Source organism: Nonomuraea sp. NPDC050383, from assembly GCF_044459125.1.
Taxonomy (GTDB): Bacteria; Actinomycetota; Actinomycetes; order Streptosporangiales; family Streptosporangiaceae; genus Nonomuraea.
The window spans coordinates 1-14106 of the sequence record NZ_JBITIP010000001.1; the positions used below are offsets into that span (position 1 = coordinate 1).

At 68.3% G+C, this 14106-nt stretch carries 17 protein-coding genes; 8 read left to right on the top strand and 9 right to left on the bottom strand.

What is annotated here, in order from left to right; translation table 11 throughout:
- Positions 1–323, bottom strand: a 323-nt coding sequence (locus ACIBG4_RS00005; RefSeq protein ID WP_397199933.1) for an IS5 family transposase, incomplete at its 3' end; no start/stop codon positions are given.
- A gap of 308 nt (positions 324–631) precedes the next feature.
- Here ACIBG4_RS00005 and ACIBG4_RS00010 point away from each other — a divergent pair.
- Positions 632–1315 carry a DUF4253 domain-containing protein gene (locus tag ACIBG4_RS00010; protein WP_397199934.1) on the top strand — a complete coding sequence of 228 codons (684 nt, stop codon included), beginning with the start codon at positions 632–634 and terminating at the stop codon, positions 1313–1315.
- Positions 1316–1691: 376 nt separating this feature from the next.
- On the opposite strand, the gene ACIBG4_RS00015 is transcribed toward ACIBG4_RS00010, so the two are convergent.
- Entirely contained in the window at positions 1692–2528 is an 837-nt protein-coding gene (locus tag ACIBG4_RS00015; RefSeq protein WP_397199935.1) for an aldo/keto reductase, read from the bottom strand.
- A 208-nt stretch (positions 2529–2736) separates the two neighbouring features.
- Complete coding sequence (locus ACIBG4_RS00020) at positions 2737–3588, bottom strand: helix-turn-helix domain-containing protein (RefSeq protein ID WP_397199936.1); 852 nt, start codon at positions 3586–3588, stop codon at positions 2737–2739.
- A 100-nt stretch (positions 3589–3688) separates the two neighbouring features.
- Between ACIBG4_RS00020 and ACIBG4_RS00025 the strand changes: the two genes are divergently transcribed.
- Together ACIBG4_RS00025 and ACIBG4_RS00030 are read left to right on the top strand one after the other, a co-directional pair.
- Entirely contained in the window at positions 3689–4243 is a 555-nt protein-coding gene (locus tag ACIBG4_RS00025) for a YceI family protein (RefSeq protein WP_397199937.1), read from the top strand.
- 140 nt (positions 4244–4383) lie between these two features.
- Entirely contained in the window at positions 4384–4542 is a 159-nt protein-coding gene (locus ACIBG4_RS00030; RefSeq protein WP_397199938.1) for a hypothetical protein, read from the top strand.
- 446 nt (positions 4543–4988) lie between these two features.
- On the opposite strand, the gene ACIBG4_RS00035 is transcribed toward ACIBG4_RS00030, so the two are convergent.
- Together ACIBG4_RS00035 and ACIBG4_RS00040 are read right to left on the bottom strand one after the other, a co-directional pair.
- On the bottom strand, positions 4989–5930 hold the full coding sequence (locus ACIBG4_RS00035) for an erythromycin esterase family protein (RefSeq protein WP_397199939.1): 942 nt from the start codon (positions 5928–5930) through the stop codon (positions 4989–4991).
- A gap of 55 nt (positions 5931–5985) precedes the next feature.
- A complete protein-coding gene (locus tag ACIBG4_RS00040; protein ID WP_397199940.1) occupies positions 5986–6576 on the bottom strand; it encodes an NADPH-dependent FMN reductase in 591 nt (196 codons plus the stop codon).
- 100 nt (positions 6577–6676) lie between these two features.
- Between ACIBG4_RS00040 and soxR the strand changes: the two genes are divergently transcribed.
- Entirely contained in the window at positions 6677–7129 is a 453-nt protein-coding gene (gene soxR / locus ACIBG4_RS00045) for a redox-sensitive transcriptional activator SoxR (RefSeq protein WP_397199941.1), read from the top strand.
- A gap of 112 nt (positions 7130–7241) precedes the next feature.
- On the opposite strand, the gene ACIBG4_RS00050 is transcribed toward soxR, so the two are convergent.
- The 3 genes from ACIBG4_RS00050 to ACIBG4_RS00060 all read right to left on the bottom strand — a co-directional run bounded on the left by ACIBG4_RS00050 (position 7242) and on the right by ACIBG4_RS00060 (position 10074).
- Positions 7242–8066, bottom strand: a complete 825-nt coding sequence (locus ACIBG4_RS00050; protein WP_397199942.1) for a hypothetical protein — start codon at positions 8064–8066, stop codon at positions 7242–7244.
- A 145-nt stretch (positions 8067–8211) separates the two neighbouring features.
- Positions 8212–8823: a TnsA-like heteromeric transposase endonuclease subunit gene (locus ACIBG4_RS00055; RefSeq protein ID WP_397199943.1), complete on the bottom strand. Its 612-nt coding sequence runs from the start codon at positions 8821–8823 to the stop codon at positions 8212–8214.
- Between the two features lie 165 nt (positions 8824–8988).
- Complete coding sequence (locus ACIBG4_RS00060) at positions 8989–10074, bottom strand: TniQ family protein (protein ID WP_397199944.1); 1086 nt, start codon at positions 10072–10074, stop codon at positions 8989–8991.
- 178 nt (positions 10075–10252) lie between these two features.
- Here ACIBG4_RS00060 and ACIBG4_RS00065 point away from each other — a divergent pair, with 178 nt between their 5' ends.
- The 3 genes from ACIBG4_RS00065 to ACIBG4_RS00075 are packed head-to-tail and all read left to right on the top strand — an operon-like array spanning position 10253 to position 12411.
- The gene (locus ACIBG4_RS00065; protein ID WP_397199945.1) at positions 10253–10912 is read left to right on the top strand and encodes a TetR family transcriptional regulator; all 660 of its coding nucleotides are present in this window, start codon (positions 10253–10255) and stop codon (positions 10910–10912) included.
- Positions 10913–10934: 22 nt separating this feature from the next.
- On the top strand, positions 10935–11135 hold the full coding sequence (locus ACIBG4_RS00070; RefSeq protein ID WP_310712092.1) for a ferredoxin: 201 nt from the start codon (positions 10935–10937) through the stop codon (positions 11133–11135).
- Position 11136: 1 nt separating this feature from the next.
- Positions 11137–12411 carry a cytochrome P450 gene (locus tag ACIBG4_RS00075; protein ID WP_397199946.1) on the top strand — a complete coding sequence of 425 codons (1275 nt, stop codon included), beginning with the start codon at positions 11137–11139 and terminating at the stop codon, positions 12409–12411.
- Positions 12412–12462: 51 nt separating this feature from the next.
- Here ACIBG4_RS00075 and ACIBG4_RS00080 read toward each other — a convergent pair whose 3' ends face one another.
- Positions 12463–13239, bottom strand: a complete 777-nt coding sequence (locus ACIBG4_RS00080; RefSeq protein ID WP_397200677.1) for an SDR family NAD(P)-dependent oxidoreductase — start codon at positions 13237–13239, stop codon at positions 12463–12465.
- 217 nt (positions 13240–13456) lie between these two features.
- Here ACIBG4_RS00080 and ACIBG4_RS00085 point away from each other — a divergent pair, with 217 nt between their 5' ends.
- The gene (locus tag ACIBG4_RS00085) at positions 13457–14101 is read left to right on the top strand and encodes a TMEM175 family protein (RefSeq protein WP_397199947.1); all 645 of its coding nucleotides are present in this window, start codon (positions 13457–13459) and stop codon (positions 14099–14101) included.
- Positions 14102–14106 lie beyond the last annotated feature (5 nt).

Genomic DNA, 14106 nt, shown 5'->3' on the forward strand with positions numbered 1-14106 from the left:
TGATGGGCCCGCACGATGGTCGAGTCGACGCACACCGCTGACCAGTCCACCGCGCCTGCCGCATCGTCATGAGCCTGGACATGCTCCAACAGCCGTTGCCACGTCCCGTCCGCTGACCAGCGACGGAACCGCTGATAGATCGTCTGCCAGGGACCGTACCGTTCAGGGATGTCCCGCCAGTCGGCACCGGTGCGGATCTTCCACACGATGCCGTTGAGGACCTGGCGGTGGTCCCGCCAGCGACCACCCCGCCCCGGATTGGCCGGTAGCAGCGGTGCGACACGTTCCCACGCAGCATCCGTTAACTCATGGCGACGAACCATGTACCCATCGAGCCACGCCCGAGCTCACCGTGCTGCCCGAATCGGCGAATCAGGCGGCTAAACACTCCTTCTGATCCACAAAACACTGCCTAGAGCCAGATTTCGTCAGTTGATCTGTTTCCCGTCTCGGTGGCGGCGAGCGGCGTTGTAGGCAGAGGAAGGGACCGACGGAGGCCCGGATCTCCGTCAGGCCGTTGGCGACATCGGCTGGGGCGATGCCTCCAGGACCGGGGAGACTATGCGGGTGCGGTGGCCGGGGTGGCTTGTGATTCTGCCGCAACTGATCAAGCACCCCCTAGAGTCGTTCCATGAAGGAGATCCTGAGCGCCGCTGGCCTCGAGTCGTATCCCGCCGAGGAGGTTCTGGTTCTTGGCGGGCCTGTCTTGGTCGTTCACATCACCGGCGACGGGCAACAGCTGTGGCGGCAGGTCCGGACTGCGCTGCCGGATCACTATCCTGTCCTTACGCTGGACCGGATATACGCCTCGGAACTGGAGCTTTTCTTTCCCACTGACCCACGCAACGCGCCAGCCGATGTGCTGGCCAGATCCGCAGCGGTCGACGTCGACGCTCGCATCGCCGAGATTAGCGCTCGGAGGGCTTCTGGGGATCTCGGCACTGGGGAGGAGGGATACAACCTTGATGGGTATGACGTTGCCCATTTTGGGCAGCCGCAGGACCTAGTTGTCCTGCCGCGGCCCGAACCATGGGCCGCGTTCGCCTACCTGGACTCTTATTATTCGTCCGGACATGAGCCTGAGTTGCTGGTCGCGGCAGCTCACCGCTGGTATGACCAGCACGGGGCCGAACCCACCGTGATCGGTCTTGCCACCGGCTTCGTTGTGTCCCGTCCGCCGACCAACCTCGCGGACGCTGAGCGTCTCGCGGCTGAGCACGTATTCTTCGCCGGACTGACCGCTCAGACAAGCGAGCGCGCCTACGCGCGGGCGCTCATGCACCTTGATCGGTGGGCTCTCTACGATCGTCCCTGAACCATCGGCATGGGATGGGCGATCTTGAGTGCGGACCTCATCTGGTTAGCCGACCGCCTTGAGACGGAGATGCGCCTCACCTGTAGTCACAGACCGAAACAGCGGGACAGCGGTCTTCGTCGGCCGCTGACGAGACCGCCGTCCCGCTGTTTCGTTAGCGGCCGACGAAGACTGAGACGAACCTGACCAAGAGCCGCAGGACCGTCAAGTCGAATCCGCCGCGCAACAAGATCAGCGCCAGAGCCCGAAGTTCGCAGTACCCAGCCGAAGATCAAGTGTCATGAGCGTGCATGGTTCTGGTTTTGCTGCGCGCGGGTCATTCCGGCGAGGACGCGACTCGCGGCGGACCTGTCGCCAACGAAGCTGTCATCACGTCTCATCGCGGGTGGATGCGATCGAGCCGCCGACACTGATCGTCGCTCAGCCGCAGGTTCGCCGCGCCGACGTTCTCTTCCAGGTGCCCAATCGTGCCGGTGCCAGGAATGGGCAGCATGACCGGCGAACGGTGCAACAGCCACGCGAGCGAGACCTGCGCTGCGGTGGCGCCGAGTTCGGCCGCCACGGCGGCGATTTCCGCCGTCGCCTTCGATACCGCGGGATGGATGGGCCGCCAAGGCAGGAAGGCGATCCCCGCCGCGGCACAGGCGTCGAGCACGGCCTCGTGTTCGCGATCGAGTACGTTGTAGCGGTTCTGCACGCTCGCGACGTCAATGATCTGCCGCGCCTCCTCGAGCTCGGCGACGGTGACCTCGGACAGGCCGATGTGGCCGATCTTGCCCGCGACCTGGAGCTCGCGCAGCGCCTCCAGCTGGTCGGCGAGCGGCACCGTCGGATCGATGCGATGCAGTTGGAGCAGCTCGAGCCGTTCGACCCGGAGCCGACGCAGGCCCTGCTCGACCTGATCGCGCAGGAAGTCGGGCCGTCCGCAGATCGCCGCGTCTTGCGGGGGGTTCGGCGGCGCGACCCCGACCTTCGTCGCGATGAGCAGGTCGTCCGGATAGGGATGCAGTGCCTCGGCGAGGAGTTCCTCGTTGGCGCCCCAGCCGTACAGGTGCGCGGTGTCGATCAGCGTGACGCCCAACTCGACGGCGCGCCGGGCCACAGCGATGGCGGCCTCCCGAGCGGGTCGGGGTTCGGTCGGCAGTTGCATGGCCCCGAAGCCGACCCGCTGCACGCTGAGCTCACCTCCAATGCGGAACGTGCTCAATCTCATGTGGTTGTCGCCTGTCACTAGAAGTTGATCACGAAAACAGCGTGGGTGATCGTCACCTTGCGGTTCGCGTTCCTGGTCACCGGCCACCCGCCGATGCGTCAGCGCCTCTGCCGTGCCCCTGACTCTCACCGACCCGGCCATCGGAGCAGCCCACCGGGAACAGGCCGCCCAACGAACGGCGGAACCCTCGGCAGGCGAACATCCGCGGTCAGCCGTTGACGACGCGGAGTGTGCCGGGGTGACGGCCGGCCAGGCGATCGAGCGTGGCCGACGACGTCTCGTCCGCCGGAAAGTAGGCGATCAGGCGCTGGTCGTCGGAGAGTTCGAGCGCCTCGTACGCGAGGCGCAGTTCCCCGGCCTTCGGATGCGTCCAGAGCTGGACACCGGCCCGCTCGGGGAGGCCCGGCGTCGTGAGCCGCTCAGCGAAGAGTTGCCCGGCCGTGACGGTGAGCTCGTCAACGAGGTTCGCCACGTGCGGGTCGGCGAGACCGGCCGCGTGCTTGAGGATGGCGACCTGCTGGGTCGCGACGGCGTTCCAGTTGGGGTAGACGTCGCGGGCGCGCGGGTCGGTGAACAGGAACCGTACGAAGCTGGGCTCGGCCGCGTCCAGGAGCCCGGTAGGCCGGGCCAGCCGCTCGAAGCCCGTGGTGTACGCGAGCACCTGCGTGATCCGGTTGATCAGCACGGCCGGGGCGGGTTCCAGCTTGTCCAGCAAGGCCCGCACCGTCGGCCGGATGGACACGACCGGTGGCTGAGCCGAAGGGCAGACGAACGCGCTGCCGCCTTCGGTCGCCTTCGCCAAGAGCCGCAGGTGGAAACGCTCGTCGGTGGACATCCGCAGGGCGTCGGCGAGCGCGCCGAGCACCTGTGGTGACGGACGCCGGTCGCGGCCCTGCTCCAGCCGTGCGAGGTACTCGACGCTGACCCCCGCCAGTGTGGCAAGTTCGGCGCGGCGCAGCCCCGGGGTCCGCCGCCGGAATCCTGTGGGAAGCCCTACGTCGGCGGGAGTGATGGCCTCTCGGCGGCTCCGCAGGAACGCGCCCAGCTCGTTGACGCTCACATCCGCAACCTACCGGCCCGCGGCGCGCTCATCGTCGCCCTGTCAGGGCCAGCCTCAGCCCGGCCTCCCTGCACGCCGACGCCCGGGCCAGGTTGGGGGCATGACTTTCAAGACCACCACGACGACCACGACTGCCCTGCCGCTCCGTGCCGGGCACTGGACCCTTGACCCGTTCCACTCAGCGGTCGGTTTCACGATCCGCCATCTCGGCATCTCGAAGGTGCGCGGCCAGTTCGGGCGCTTCGAGGCGGACCTCATCGTCGGCGAGACCCTCGACGGCAGCGCGGTCACCGCCACCGTCGCGCTTGCCTCGATCGACACCGGCAACGCCGACCGCGACGCCCACGTCAGCGGCCCCGACATGCTCGACGTCGCCAACCACCCGGCCATGGCGTTCCGCTCCACCAGGATCGACGGCGACGGCGACGACTGGACCATGGAGGGCGACCTCACCATCGGCGAGGTGACCCGCTCCGTCACCTTCGACGTCGAGTTCGGCGGTGTCGAGCACTCCACCGTGGACGGACGCCGGCACGCCGGCTTCGAGGCGAAGGGCGACATCCGTCGTAGCGACTTCGGTCTCGGCTTCGCCCTCGCTGTCCTCGGTGACTCCATCAAGATCCAGCTCGACATGCAGTTCGTCGAGCCCGAATAGCGCATCCAGACAGGCCGGACACCGGCGCCTCATGTTCGAGCTCGCGGTGCCATGCAGGGCCACCAGCCGGTCGTAGGTGACGTCTACCGGCCGACTGATGGCCCACCGCCGCCCGGTCCCAAGCCACGATCCACACCACCATGATCGACCTCATGACCCGCCGCCTCACCGGCGCATTTTGCGATCTGATCCCAGCCAGCTCGTCGGATACTGCGCGTAAGAACGGCCCGGTGACGATTACCGTTCACTGTCTCGACACCGGCGTCGTTGTCCATGCACGCGTCGATGAGCCCCACTGACGGAGGGACATCGGATCGACGGCAGGTCGGCCGCTCGCGAGCTCGGGGACGTATTTGTGGATCGCGGAGCGGCTGACGCCGGGCAACGATCGACCGCGCGGCCGCCGGTGACGCCGGCGCCGGCCGCCGGGGCCAGATCGCCACCATCTCCCGGGCCGAACCTCCTGCGACACACGTGCCCACTGACATCTCCGATGGTCTACTGCCGGATGCACTGACATCCCTGGTGCCGTACTGACATCTGCAAGGCCGTCAGACAACAACTGATGTCTGGAAGCAGCGAAGATGACAGTGAGACCCGCCCCTGACCTGGGCACTGTCACTTTGACTCACGTCGAAATATCGGTGGTCGCGTCATCGAAGTTGACAGTAGCCATCCGAAGATCGACTGCCGGGAGAACATCTCAGCTTGAAGGAGGCTCGCGAGGGCCTGACGCCCCGGCGGATCAGTGGCCGATGAGGCGGACGGGTGTCACCTGCCGGTGGTGGGCGACGATGTCCATCCAGTCGGCGAGTGAACCGCCGGTTAGGTGGTGGGCGGCGTCGTTGCCGGGGTCGTAGACGGGGCCGATCAGCCGGGTTCTGGCCGGGGTGTTGAGCCAGGCGCGAACCGGGGCCGGGCTCTGCGCGCGCAGGTCCAGGAAGAAGGAGTCCAGGCCGGCATCGCCCAGAGGTGTCTCGGCGAAGTCGGGCGGCGGGGCGGGGACATGGAAGGGCAGCGACCCGTGGTGGAAGGTCAGTCCGATGCACAGGTAACCGCTGCCGAAGCGTTCGCGTAGGTAGCTGCCCGCGTTGCGGTGCGTGAGCGATGGGGAGAGCGTCCGGGTGGCGCCGTTGACCATGTGTGCGAGACCGCCCCAGTAGACGATCTTGTCTCCGGTGTGGTCGTGCCACCAGATTGTGTCCTCGGCCAGGCGTTGTTCGATGGCGTCGCCGACCATCTCCGGCAGATTGCCGGGTTTCAGGGGGGCTCGGTCGGGAGCGCCGGCGAAGCGGACCGGGTCGTCCGGGTGTCGTTCGTTGTAGGCGCGCATCCATCGGATGACCCCCACGATCTCCTCGGTCTGCCAGAAGGACCGGGCGTCGGCCAGGAGCGTATGCGGGTCGCCCCGGCCGGTGCGGACGTACTCGTCGAGGTTCAGGCGTGCGGCGCTGTCGCCTTCCAGAGCGATCGAGCGGAACCCCATCTCCTCGACCAGGAATCTCAGCATGCGATGGGCGATTGCCGACAGTTCGTGGGCCTGGCGGGCCGATGAGGCGAGGGCGACGACCGTGGTATCACGCGTCAGGTCGCGCAGGGCCGCCAGATCGGCCAGCGGGTCGTGGGGGGCAAGGGTGGTGAGGGCATGGGCATGCTGCCTGATCCACTGACGTATTGTCTCGGTCATTGCTGTCTCCGTGGATTTTGCTCGGGGCGGGCAGGTCGCGTTCTGTGCGTGCGGGTCAGGCGGCGTAAGGGCGGGTGGTCCTGCCGTCGCGCAATGTCCTGGCCCACCAGGTGAGCCGGTCAAGCATGAGGTTGGCGGCGCTCATGCAGCCCTCCGGGTCGGCCGGGTCGCCCTTGTCATCGAACTGGCCGGCGCCGTGAAAGCTGACGGTGTCCCGGATCCCCACCGCGTGTAGTTCGGCGAAGACCAGACGCAGGTGCTCCACCGCCCGCAGCCCGCCGGACAGACCTCCGTAGGAGACGAAGCCGACCGGTTTGGCCTGCCACTGCCGGTGATGCCAATCGATGACGTTCTTCAGGGACGCGGGGAAGCTGTGGTTGTACTCCGGCGTCACGACGACGAACACGTCGGCGGCGTCCAACCGCGGGGTCAGGTTCTCAAGAGCCTGTGCCGCCCCAGGGGGCGGCGCCGACCCGAAATCCGGCATCGTCATGGGGAGCGGGACCTGCGCCAGGTCGACGACATCGACCTCGAACTCTCCGTGCCGGCGGGCCTGGCGAGCGAACCAGTTCGCGACGGTCGGGCCGGACCGGCCCGACCGGACGCTGCCGACGATGACAACGAGCCTGATCGGCTGCTCGGACATGACAGGGCTCCTCGGGGTTGCTGGAGAGTGCGGCGCTCGTCGCGCCGTGTGAACAGCCTCGTGCTTAAACAAAGGTTTAAGTCAAGCTAGGCTGAGCGATATGTCGGATTTGGACGTTGTTCAGGAGTTGACCATCGGGGAGCTGTCCGGTCGCAGCGGCGTCCCTGCCTCTGCGCTGCGCTTCTACGAGCGTCAGAGACTCATAACCAGCCGTCGCACCGACGGCAACCAGCGCCGCTACCACCGCAGCACTCTGCGCCGGGTGGCGTTCATCCGCGCCTCACAGAGCGTTGGCATGCCGCTGTCGGTGATCGGAGAGGTGCTGGGCTTCCTGCCGGAGGGCGAGCCCGCCACCCGGGAGTTCTGGATGAACGCGTCGGTGTGCTGGAGCAGGGAGATCAACGCCCGCATCGAGAAGATGGAGCGGATGCGCGACCGGTTCACCGACTGCATCGGCTGCGGGTGTCTGTCCTTCGAGCAGTGCGCGCTGGTCAACCCCGCGGACACGCTCGCGGACCACGGTCCGGGCCCTCACCGCCTGCTGGAACCCTGAGTGGTGGTTGACTTCCCGGCGTCACTGACCGGCCGACCTGGGCACTGTCAGTCCGATCGATTTCGAAGTGCCGGCGTTTGTGTCATCGAAGTTGACAATACGGAGCCGAAGATCAACTGCTAGCCCGTACTCGCTGCGGGGATGCCCGGACACCTGCAGTGGTCTGCCAGGGGCGTCGTCCTTCGCCGGCCAGGAGCAGTGCCGCCTCGGGCAGGTGCAGATTCTCGACGGTTTCGGCTGGGTGCAGGTGATGGGGCGCGCCAGGTTCCCAGAGCGCGAGCGGTTTGAGCAGCGCCGGATCGACGTATCTGATCTTGAGGTAGTTGAGGACCCGGTTGGTGACGGTGGAGTCCTCTCGCTCAGCGATCGTGTGCTGAACGACGATCGCATCCAACACTCGCTTATCGGCGCGAGCCAGTGGATCGTGCATCTCGGCGCCGCGCCCGTCGATCAACCCCTTGCGCTTCTCCTCGCGGTAACGCTGCAGCTTTCGCCAGAGGGTCCGCTCTCCCATGCCGAGCTCGATGGCTTTGGCCGCCAGCCGATCACTCAGTCTCGGCACCAGGGCTGGATCATAGGACGGGCGTGGTTCCCCCGGCTCTGCCTGATCCGGCTGACCGCTGCGATAGCCCTTCCACATCTCGTTCAGGTGCCCTTCAAGGTCACGCAGTATTGCCGCTTTGCCCTCAGCGAGACCGTCCAGTAACGCCCCGGGATCGACGTTGGAGACGGGCAACTCAACGGGGCTTTCGCTCAGCAGCCGAAACTCTGAAGCAGCCATCAGATGCGAGATGTAGATGGCCGTCCACTGCCCGGCGGCGGAGTGCAGGTGGACTTCGCTGCCGCTGTGGCCAACCACTTGGTGGTGTTCGTCGTTGAACCACACCCACATGCCCATGGCCAGCCGACGACCTGCGATCTCATCCGGCCCGCTCACTGACGTGCTCCGGCGGCGCTGTTAGCCCAAGCCGCGCAGACCGCGGTGGTGTCCTCCAGCGGGCGTGACAAATCCGCCGTCAGCTCGCCGGTCCAGCACAGGTGCAGCACGACCGCGCGGGCCACCAATGGTTCGGCGGCGAAGCTTACCAACTGCCCCAGCGACACCGCTTGTCGGCCAAGGCCAGCAGTTGCGTACGGTAATTGCTCACGCCCACCATCTCGCGGCGATATCCCGCCAACGTCAGCACGTTGATCGTGCGTTGCCGTCCGGGCGGTTCGCCGACCAGTTCATAGCCCCAGCCCGCGACGGCGCAGCAGGCCCTGACTCGTTCCGCGGTCGCCTTCACTCTCGCATCGGCCAGCCGGCTGGGATTCTTGACCTCCATCACCGTTGCCGAACCGTCCAACCGGCGCACGAACAAGTCAGGAGTGGCCTTCCAAGTGCCGCGGTCGTCCACGCCGAGCAGTTGCATGGGCTGGCTGGAGAAGCCGCTCACCTCGGGGTCGAAGTCCAGCAGCGTCATCCAGACACTTTCTAGATACGACTCGCAGTCGATCATCCGGTTCGTCGTGGAGGACCAGTGCGTGCTGGGCGTGTGCGACTGGTCGGCTCGATGTGGGAACCGCCGGATGGCGCCGCAGTTCTCGAAGGCCACCTCAGCGGCAGCCTCCAGCGGACAGCGCCCTTCTTGCCCATCGGGGTGTAGGTAGCGAACCTGGACGCTGCGCAGCTGTAGGTCGCTCGCTGGCCTCATCGCGCCTCCCGAGATCGTCAGAGCGACTGCCTAACCTCGTCGAGATCCTCCGCTAAGCGGATGGTAACGATTAATGAACCGACGGTAACTCTTCCGCCATGACTCCGTCCCGATTTCGCGTCAATCATCCATAGCCGCCCGGCCGTGTGACGAGCTCGGCCTGATTCACCAGGCGATGCTCAAGGCCGCAGCGAACACTGACGGCAGACTCAATTCCGCCAGCGGATCCGAACGCAACCCTGTCCATCTCCTCCGCGCGACCGCGCTCAGCGGCGCCAGACGGGCCACCAGCTCCGACTTCCCATCCGCGCCCACCAAGTCCAGGGCCACCGTCAGCAGCTCGGCAGCCGCGCCCGCCGTTTGTGGAACCGTGCCGAAGCGGCCTTGCGGACCGGCTCGGTTGCCCTGGTGCCGTACGACCTCTCTGATCAAGGCCTGGCCACCGTCGGATGACCCTGCCTTCAGCAGGGGCAAAACCTCCGGAACGCCCAGGCGGACCAACACCGCGACCGCCTTCAAAGCCGCAAACCACTGCCCAGCACTCACCACCTGGCCCCCGACCAGTGGCGCTCGACGACGCTCAGTCACTTCGAGAACCATCTGCTGTTTGCCTGCCAGGTCCCCGCTCACCGTGCTCGTCCTGATCCGCGGAATCAGCTGGTCACACACCATCCCGCTCACGACCGCACCGCACCGCAACGGATCCGGCGCCCGCCTGCGCGACAGGCCGAGCGGCCGACCAGCCGAACCTCGGCGCAGCCGAACACCACACCTTGGGCACTGATCCACGAGCAGCACGTGATGGACCGGACAGACCGCGCCCCAGCCCAGCTTCCACCAGACCTGCCGCACCCCGCTCGAAGCCGTCAGACACTGCGGGCACGCCCGGCTGCCGAAGAATCGAGCCCACTCACGAACCTCCGCCCGGCAAACAGACTCCTTGTCGCCCACACGGACGCCCGTCAGGTCCACGGCGGAGCCGCTAAAAACCCCCAGGTGCATATCCCGCACGACCTCGGTGTCTACCCCCGTGGCAGCACTGATCGCCTCACACATCTCCGCGGTTGCGACGACACCATACGCCAACGAACGCACATCGCCGGACACCGAACGCAGATCCAATCCCAGCGACTCGGCCATCATCCATGGCGGGCATCCGTTGCGCACCGCCAATCGATCAACCCACGAGGCGAACGACTCGCCAGGGGCAGGAGAGACCACCAATGCCAGCCGCCGAGGCCAGACTCCCATGCCCTCCTCCACCCGCCCGCGACACCCGCCTTACTGACCTCACTGCCATCTAGTGGTACTCACTGCCATATCCACTGTCAGTTCCTGTTCCCTACTGCCAACTCGAACGTCGCCAGACAACTGACGAGATCTCACTGCTGTTCTTGACGTGTCAAATGAACGATCTTTTAATTCGTTCATGGGGCGCATCGCCGGTGTCACCGCCGCCGAGACGCGGGAGCGGCTGCTGCGTGCCGCCGCCGACGTGTTCGGGCAGCGCGGGTACGACGGCACGCGCGTGGCCGACATCGCCGCCGCCGCGGGCGTCAGCAACGGCGCCCTCTACGCGCACTTCGGGTCGAAGGCCGAGCTGCTCGTCGCGGCGCTGCGCGCGCACGGGCGGCGGCTGCTGGCCGACCTGTTCGCGGCCGACCCCGACCGGTCCGCCACGGACCTGCTGCTGGTCATCGGCCGCTGGCTGCCCCGCCGCCGCGACCCGAGCGGGCACCTCATCGTGCAGGCGCTGGTCGCGGCCCGCCGGGACGAGGAGGTCGCCCGGCCCATGCGCGACTACGTCGGCGAGCGCGCCGACTGGGTCGCCACGCTCGTCCGCGCCGCCCAGCACGGCGGCGAGCTGGACCCCGCGCTGTCGCCGAACGCGCTGGCCCACTTCTGCCTTCTCCTGGCGATGGGCAGCTCGCTCGTCACTCCGGACCTGCACACGGTCGGCGACGAGGAGTGGGCCACGCTGCTCGCCCGCGTCGTGACCGCCCTCGCCCCGTCCGAAGCCCCGTCCGAAGCGCCGTCCGAAGCGCCGTCCGGAGCGCCGTCCGGAGCGCCGTCCGGCACCAACGAATGAACGAACAGAGGAGAGCGACGCGGTGAAAGTGCAGATCGACTCCGAGCGCTGCCAGGGGCACGGCCGCTGCTACACGCTCGCCCCCGGCATCTTCAAGGAGGACGACGAGGGCTACGGGCACGTCGCCGGCGACGGGGCCGTGCCGCCCGGCGAGGACCGCGCGGCCCGCCTGGCGGTGTCCAACTGTCCCGAACGCGCGATCGACCTGTTACAGGAGGCGTGAGATGACCGTCGACGACCGCTTCACCGAGGACTTCCGGGAGCCGCGCGGCGACGAGCCGCCCCCGGGCATCCGTACCGACCCGGTCATCGGCCCGGTTTCGGACTGGGCGACCGACTTCTCCCACATGGAGCCGGAGTGGGCGGCGGACCCGTACCCGATCCAGGACGATCTGAGGCAGCGCTGCCCGATCGCGCACACCGAGCGGTTCGGCGGCGGCTGGCTGCCGACGCGCTACGAGGACGTCGCCGCGATCGCCTACGACACCGAGCACTTCTCCTCGCGGGCGGTCGTCATGAGCAACTTCCGGCCGCCCCCCGAGATCGCTCCGGTGGGCGGCGTGCCGCCGATCTCCTCCGACCCGCCGTTCCACCACGACGCCCGCAAGCTGCTGCTCCCCGCGTTCACCAAGACCGCGGTCTCGAAGCGGGAGGCGGCGACGCGGGCGTTATGCCACGAGCTCATCGACGCGCTGGAGGGGCGCGACGTCGTGGACGCCGCCCGCGACTACGCCCAGCACATCCCGGTACGGGTCATCGCCGACATGCTCGGTTTCCCGCCCGAGGACGGGCCGCGCTTCCGCGAGTTCATCGAGAACTCCCTCGAAGGCGTCAACCGGCCGCCCGACGAGCGCATCGAGCGGATGGACGAGCTGTTCGACTACCTGCTCCAGCAGATCCGCGAGCACGTCGCCCGTCCGCGCGACGACCTGACGACGTACCTCATCGAGGCGGAGCTGTACGGCCGCAAGCTCGAGCCGTCCCACGTGGCCGGGACGATGGCGCTGCTGCTCATCGCCGGCATCGACACCACCTGGAGCGCGATCGGCGCGTCGCTGTGGCACCTGGCCAGGACGCCGGCCGACCGGGAGCGGCTGGTCGCCGAGCCGGGTCTGCTGCCGACGGCGATGGAGGAGCTGCTGCGGGTCTACGCGCCGGTCACGATGGCGCGGCTGGTCAAGGACGACATGCGGTGGAACGGCGTCTACATGAAGGCCGACGACTGGGTGCTGCTGTCGTTCCCGGCGGCCAACCGTGACCCGGCGCAGTTCGACCGGGCCGGCGAGGTGGTCATCGACCGCGAGGTCAACCGGCACGTGGCGTTCGGCCTCGGCATCCACCGGTGCGTGGGCTCGCACCTGGCGCGCATGGAGCTGCGGCTGGCGCTGGAGGTGTGGCTGGAGCGCGTCCCGGTGTTCGAGCTGGCGGACCCGGCGGCGGTGAGCTGGGCGGCGGGCCAGGTCCGCGGACCGCGGACGCTGCCGCTGCGCATCGGCTGACAGGCCGCGCACGACCCTGGACCGCCCGCACCGGTGGGCGGTCCGGAGCCCTCAGTGGACGGACATGCCGCCGTCCACGAAGATCGACTGCCCGGTGACGTACGCGGAGCCGCGGCCGGCCAGGAACACCGCCGCGCCCGCGAAGTCCTCGGCCAGCCCGTTGCGGCCGACCATGGTGCGGGCCGCCAGCTCGGCCACCTTCTCGGGATCGGACGACAGCCGTGCGTTGAGCGGCGTCATCACGAACCCGGGCACGAGCGTGTTGCAGGTGACGCCGTGAGCCGACCACGCCTCGGCCTGCGAGCGCGCCAGCGACTCCAGCCCGCCCTTGGAGACGCCGTACACGCCGCTCTGCACGAACGCGCGGTGCGCCTGCTGCGAGCTGACGTGGATGATCCGCCCGAAGCCGCGCTCCGCCATGCCGGGGCCGAACCGCCGGCCGAGGAGGTAGGGCGCTTCCAGGTTGACCGTCATCGTGATGTCCCAGACGTCGTCGGTCATCTCGTTCATCGGCGGGCGCAGGTTGATCCCGGCGCTGTTGACCAGGATGTCGGGCTCGCCGAACACCCCGGCCGCCTGCTCGGCCGCCGCCCGCACGCCGTCGCGGGTGCCGAGGTCCGCGCTGACCCAGGCGGCGCGGCAGCCGCCGGCGGTCAGCTCGTCCACCGTGGCGGCCAGCTCGGCCTGCCTGCGCGCCACGACCACGACGCGCGCGCCGGCGCGGGCCAGGGCCCCGGCGATCGCCCGGCCTATGCCGGAGCTCCCGCCGGTCACGATGGCGACCCTGTCGTCCAGGGAGAACAGCTCGGAGAGGTACGTCTGCGACATCACGCCCGCACTCTAGAGGACGGCCCGGAAGCGGTGAGAGACGGATCAGGCGGTGCGGGCCTGGACGGCCACCGGGGCGGCGTACCCGTCGAGGTCGTCGTCGCGCACGGGACAGGTACGCCTCCTGTCGATCTGCCATGGATTGGGGCCCGGTTGGCTCACCGTTGCACCGTGACGGCCCGGCCCGTCGTTACGCTCGGTGACCAGGGAGGGTGGCATGGGCGAGGGGGACGCGGTCGCGGCGGGGATGACGCACGAGCGGGTGGCGATGTTCGTGGACGCCGTGTTCGCGATCGCGATGACGCTGCTGGCCGTGGAGATCCCCCGCCCGCCCGCGAACGTGGCCGAGGGCGAAGGGTCGCGGATGGCCCGCGCGGCCCGGCTGTGGGACTTCCTGGGCGACAACTGGAGCACCTGGCTGGCCTTCGTCATCGCCTTCCTCATCCTGTGGGGCGTCTGGCGGGAGCATCACCGCACCCTCGACATGGTCGTCCGGGTCTCGCCCCGCATCATGGCCAGGCACGTCCCGCTGCTCATCGTGGTCGTGCTGCTGCCGTACGCCACGGGGCTGATCGGCGAGTCGGCGGACAACCCGCTGACCGTCTGCCTGTTCGCCGGCGCGGTGGCGGCGCTGCTGTTCGCGCAGGCGGCGCTGCTGCGGGCGATCCTGCGTGACCAGGTGCTGCGGCCGGGGGCGGACGCGGCGGCGATGCGGGTGCAGGCCGCCACGCTCATGGTGGTGGGGGCGTTCTGGCTGCTCACCGCGGGGCTGACCTGGCTGGTGGACGGCGTGCCACTGCTGTGGGTGCTCAGCCCGGTGGTGGGGGGCGTGTCGGGACGGCGCTTCGCGGCACGCGCGTGAGTGTC

What these genes read in the sequence shown, in the direction of transcription:
- ACIBG4_RS00035 (WP_397199939.1), bottom strand. Translation starts at nt 5,930, where the DNA reads ATGACCGAGACAATACGTCAGTGGATCAGGCAGCATGCCCATGCCCTC.
- ACIBG4_RS00085 (WP_397199947.1), top strand. Translation starts at nt 13,457, where the DNA reads ATGGGCGAGGGGGACGCGGTCGCGGCGGGGATGACGCACGAGCGGGTG.
- ACIBG4_RS00025 (WP_397199937.1), top strand. Translation starts at nt 3,689, where the DNA reads ATGACTTTCAAGACCACCACGACGACCACGACTGCCCTGCCGCTCCGT.
- ACIBG4_RS00075 (WP_397199946.1), top strand. Translation starts at nt 11,137, where the DNA reads ATGACCGTCGACGACCGCTTCACCGAGGACTTCCGGGAGCCGCGCGGC.
- ACIBG4_RS00010 (WP_397199934.1), top strand. Translation starts at nt 632, where the DNA reads ATGAAGGAGATCCTGAGCGCCGCTGGCCTCGAGTCGTATCCCGCCGAG.
- ACIBG4_RS00060 (WP_397199944.1), bottom strand. Translation starts at nt 10,074, where the DNA reads ATGGGAGTCTGGCCTCGGCGGCTGGCATTGGTGGTCTCTCCTGCCCCT.
- ACIBG4_RS00040 (WP_397199940.1), bottom strand. Translation starts at nt 6,576, where the DNA reads ATGTCCGAGCAGCCGATCAGGCTCGTTGTCATCGTCGGCAGCGTCCGG.
- ACIBG4_RS00065 (WP_397199945.1), top strand. Translation starts at nt 10,253, where the DNA reads ATGGGGCGCATCGCCGGTGTCACCGCCGCCGAGACGCGGGAGCGGCTG.
- ACIBG4_RS00055 (WP_397199943.1), bottom strand. Translation starts at nt 8,823, where the DNA reads ATGAGGCCAGCGAGCGACCTACAGCTGCGCAGCGTCCAGGTTCGCTAC.
- ACIBG4_RS00030 (WP_397199938.1), top strand. Translation starts at nt 4,384, where the DNA reads ATGATCGACCTCATGACCCGCCGCCTCACCGGCGCATTTTGCGATCTG.
- ACIBG4_RS00015 (WP_397199935.1), bottom strand. Translation starts at nt 2,528, where the DNA reads ATGAGATTGAGCACGTTCCGCATTGGAGGTGAGCTCAGCGTGCAGCGG.
- ACIBG4_RS00080 (WP_397200677.1), bottom strand. Translation starts at nt 13,239, where the DNA reads ATGTCGCAGACGTACCTCTCCGAGCTGTTCTCCCTGGACGACAGGGTC.
- soxR (WP_397199941.1), top strand. Translation starts at nt 6,677, where the DNA reads ATGTCGGATTTGGACGTTGTTCAGGAGTTGACCATCGGGGAGCTGTCC.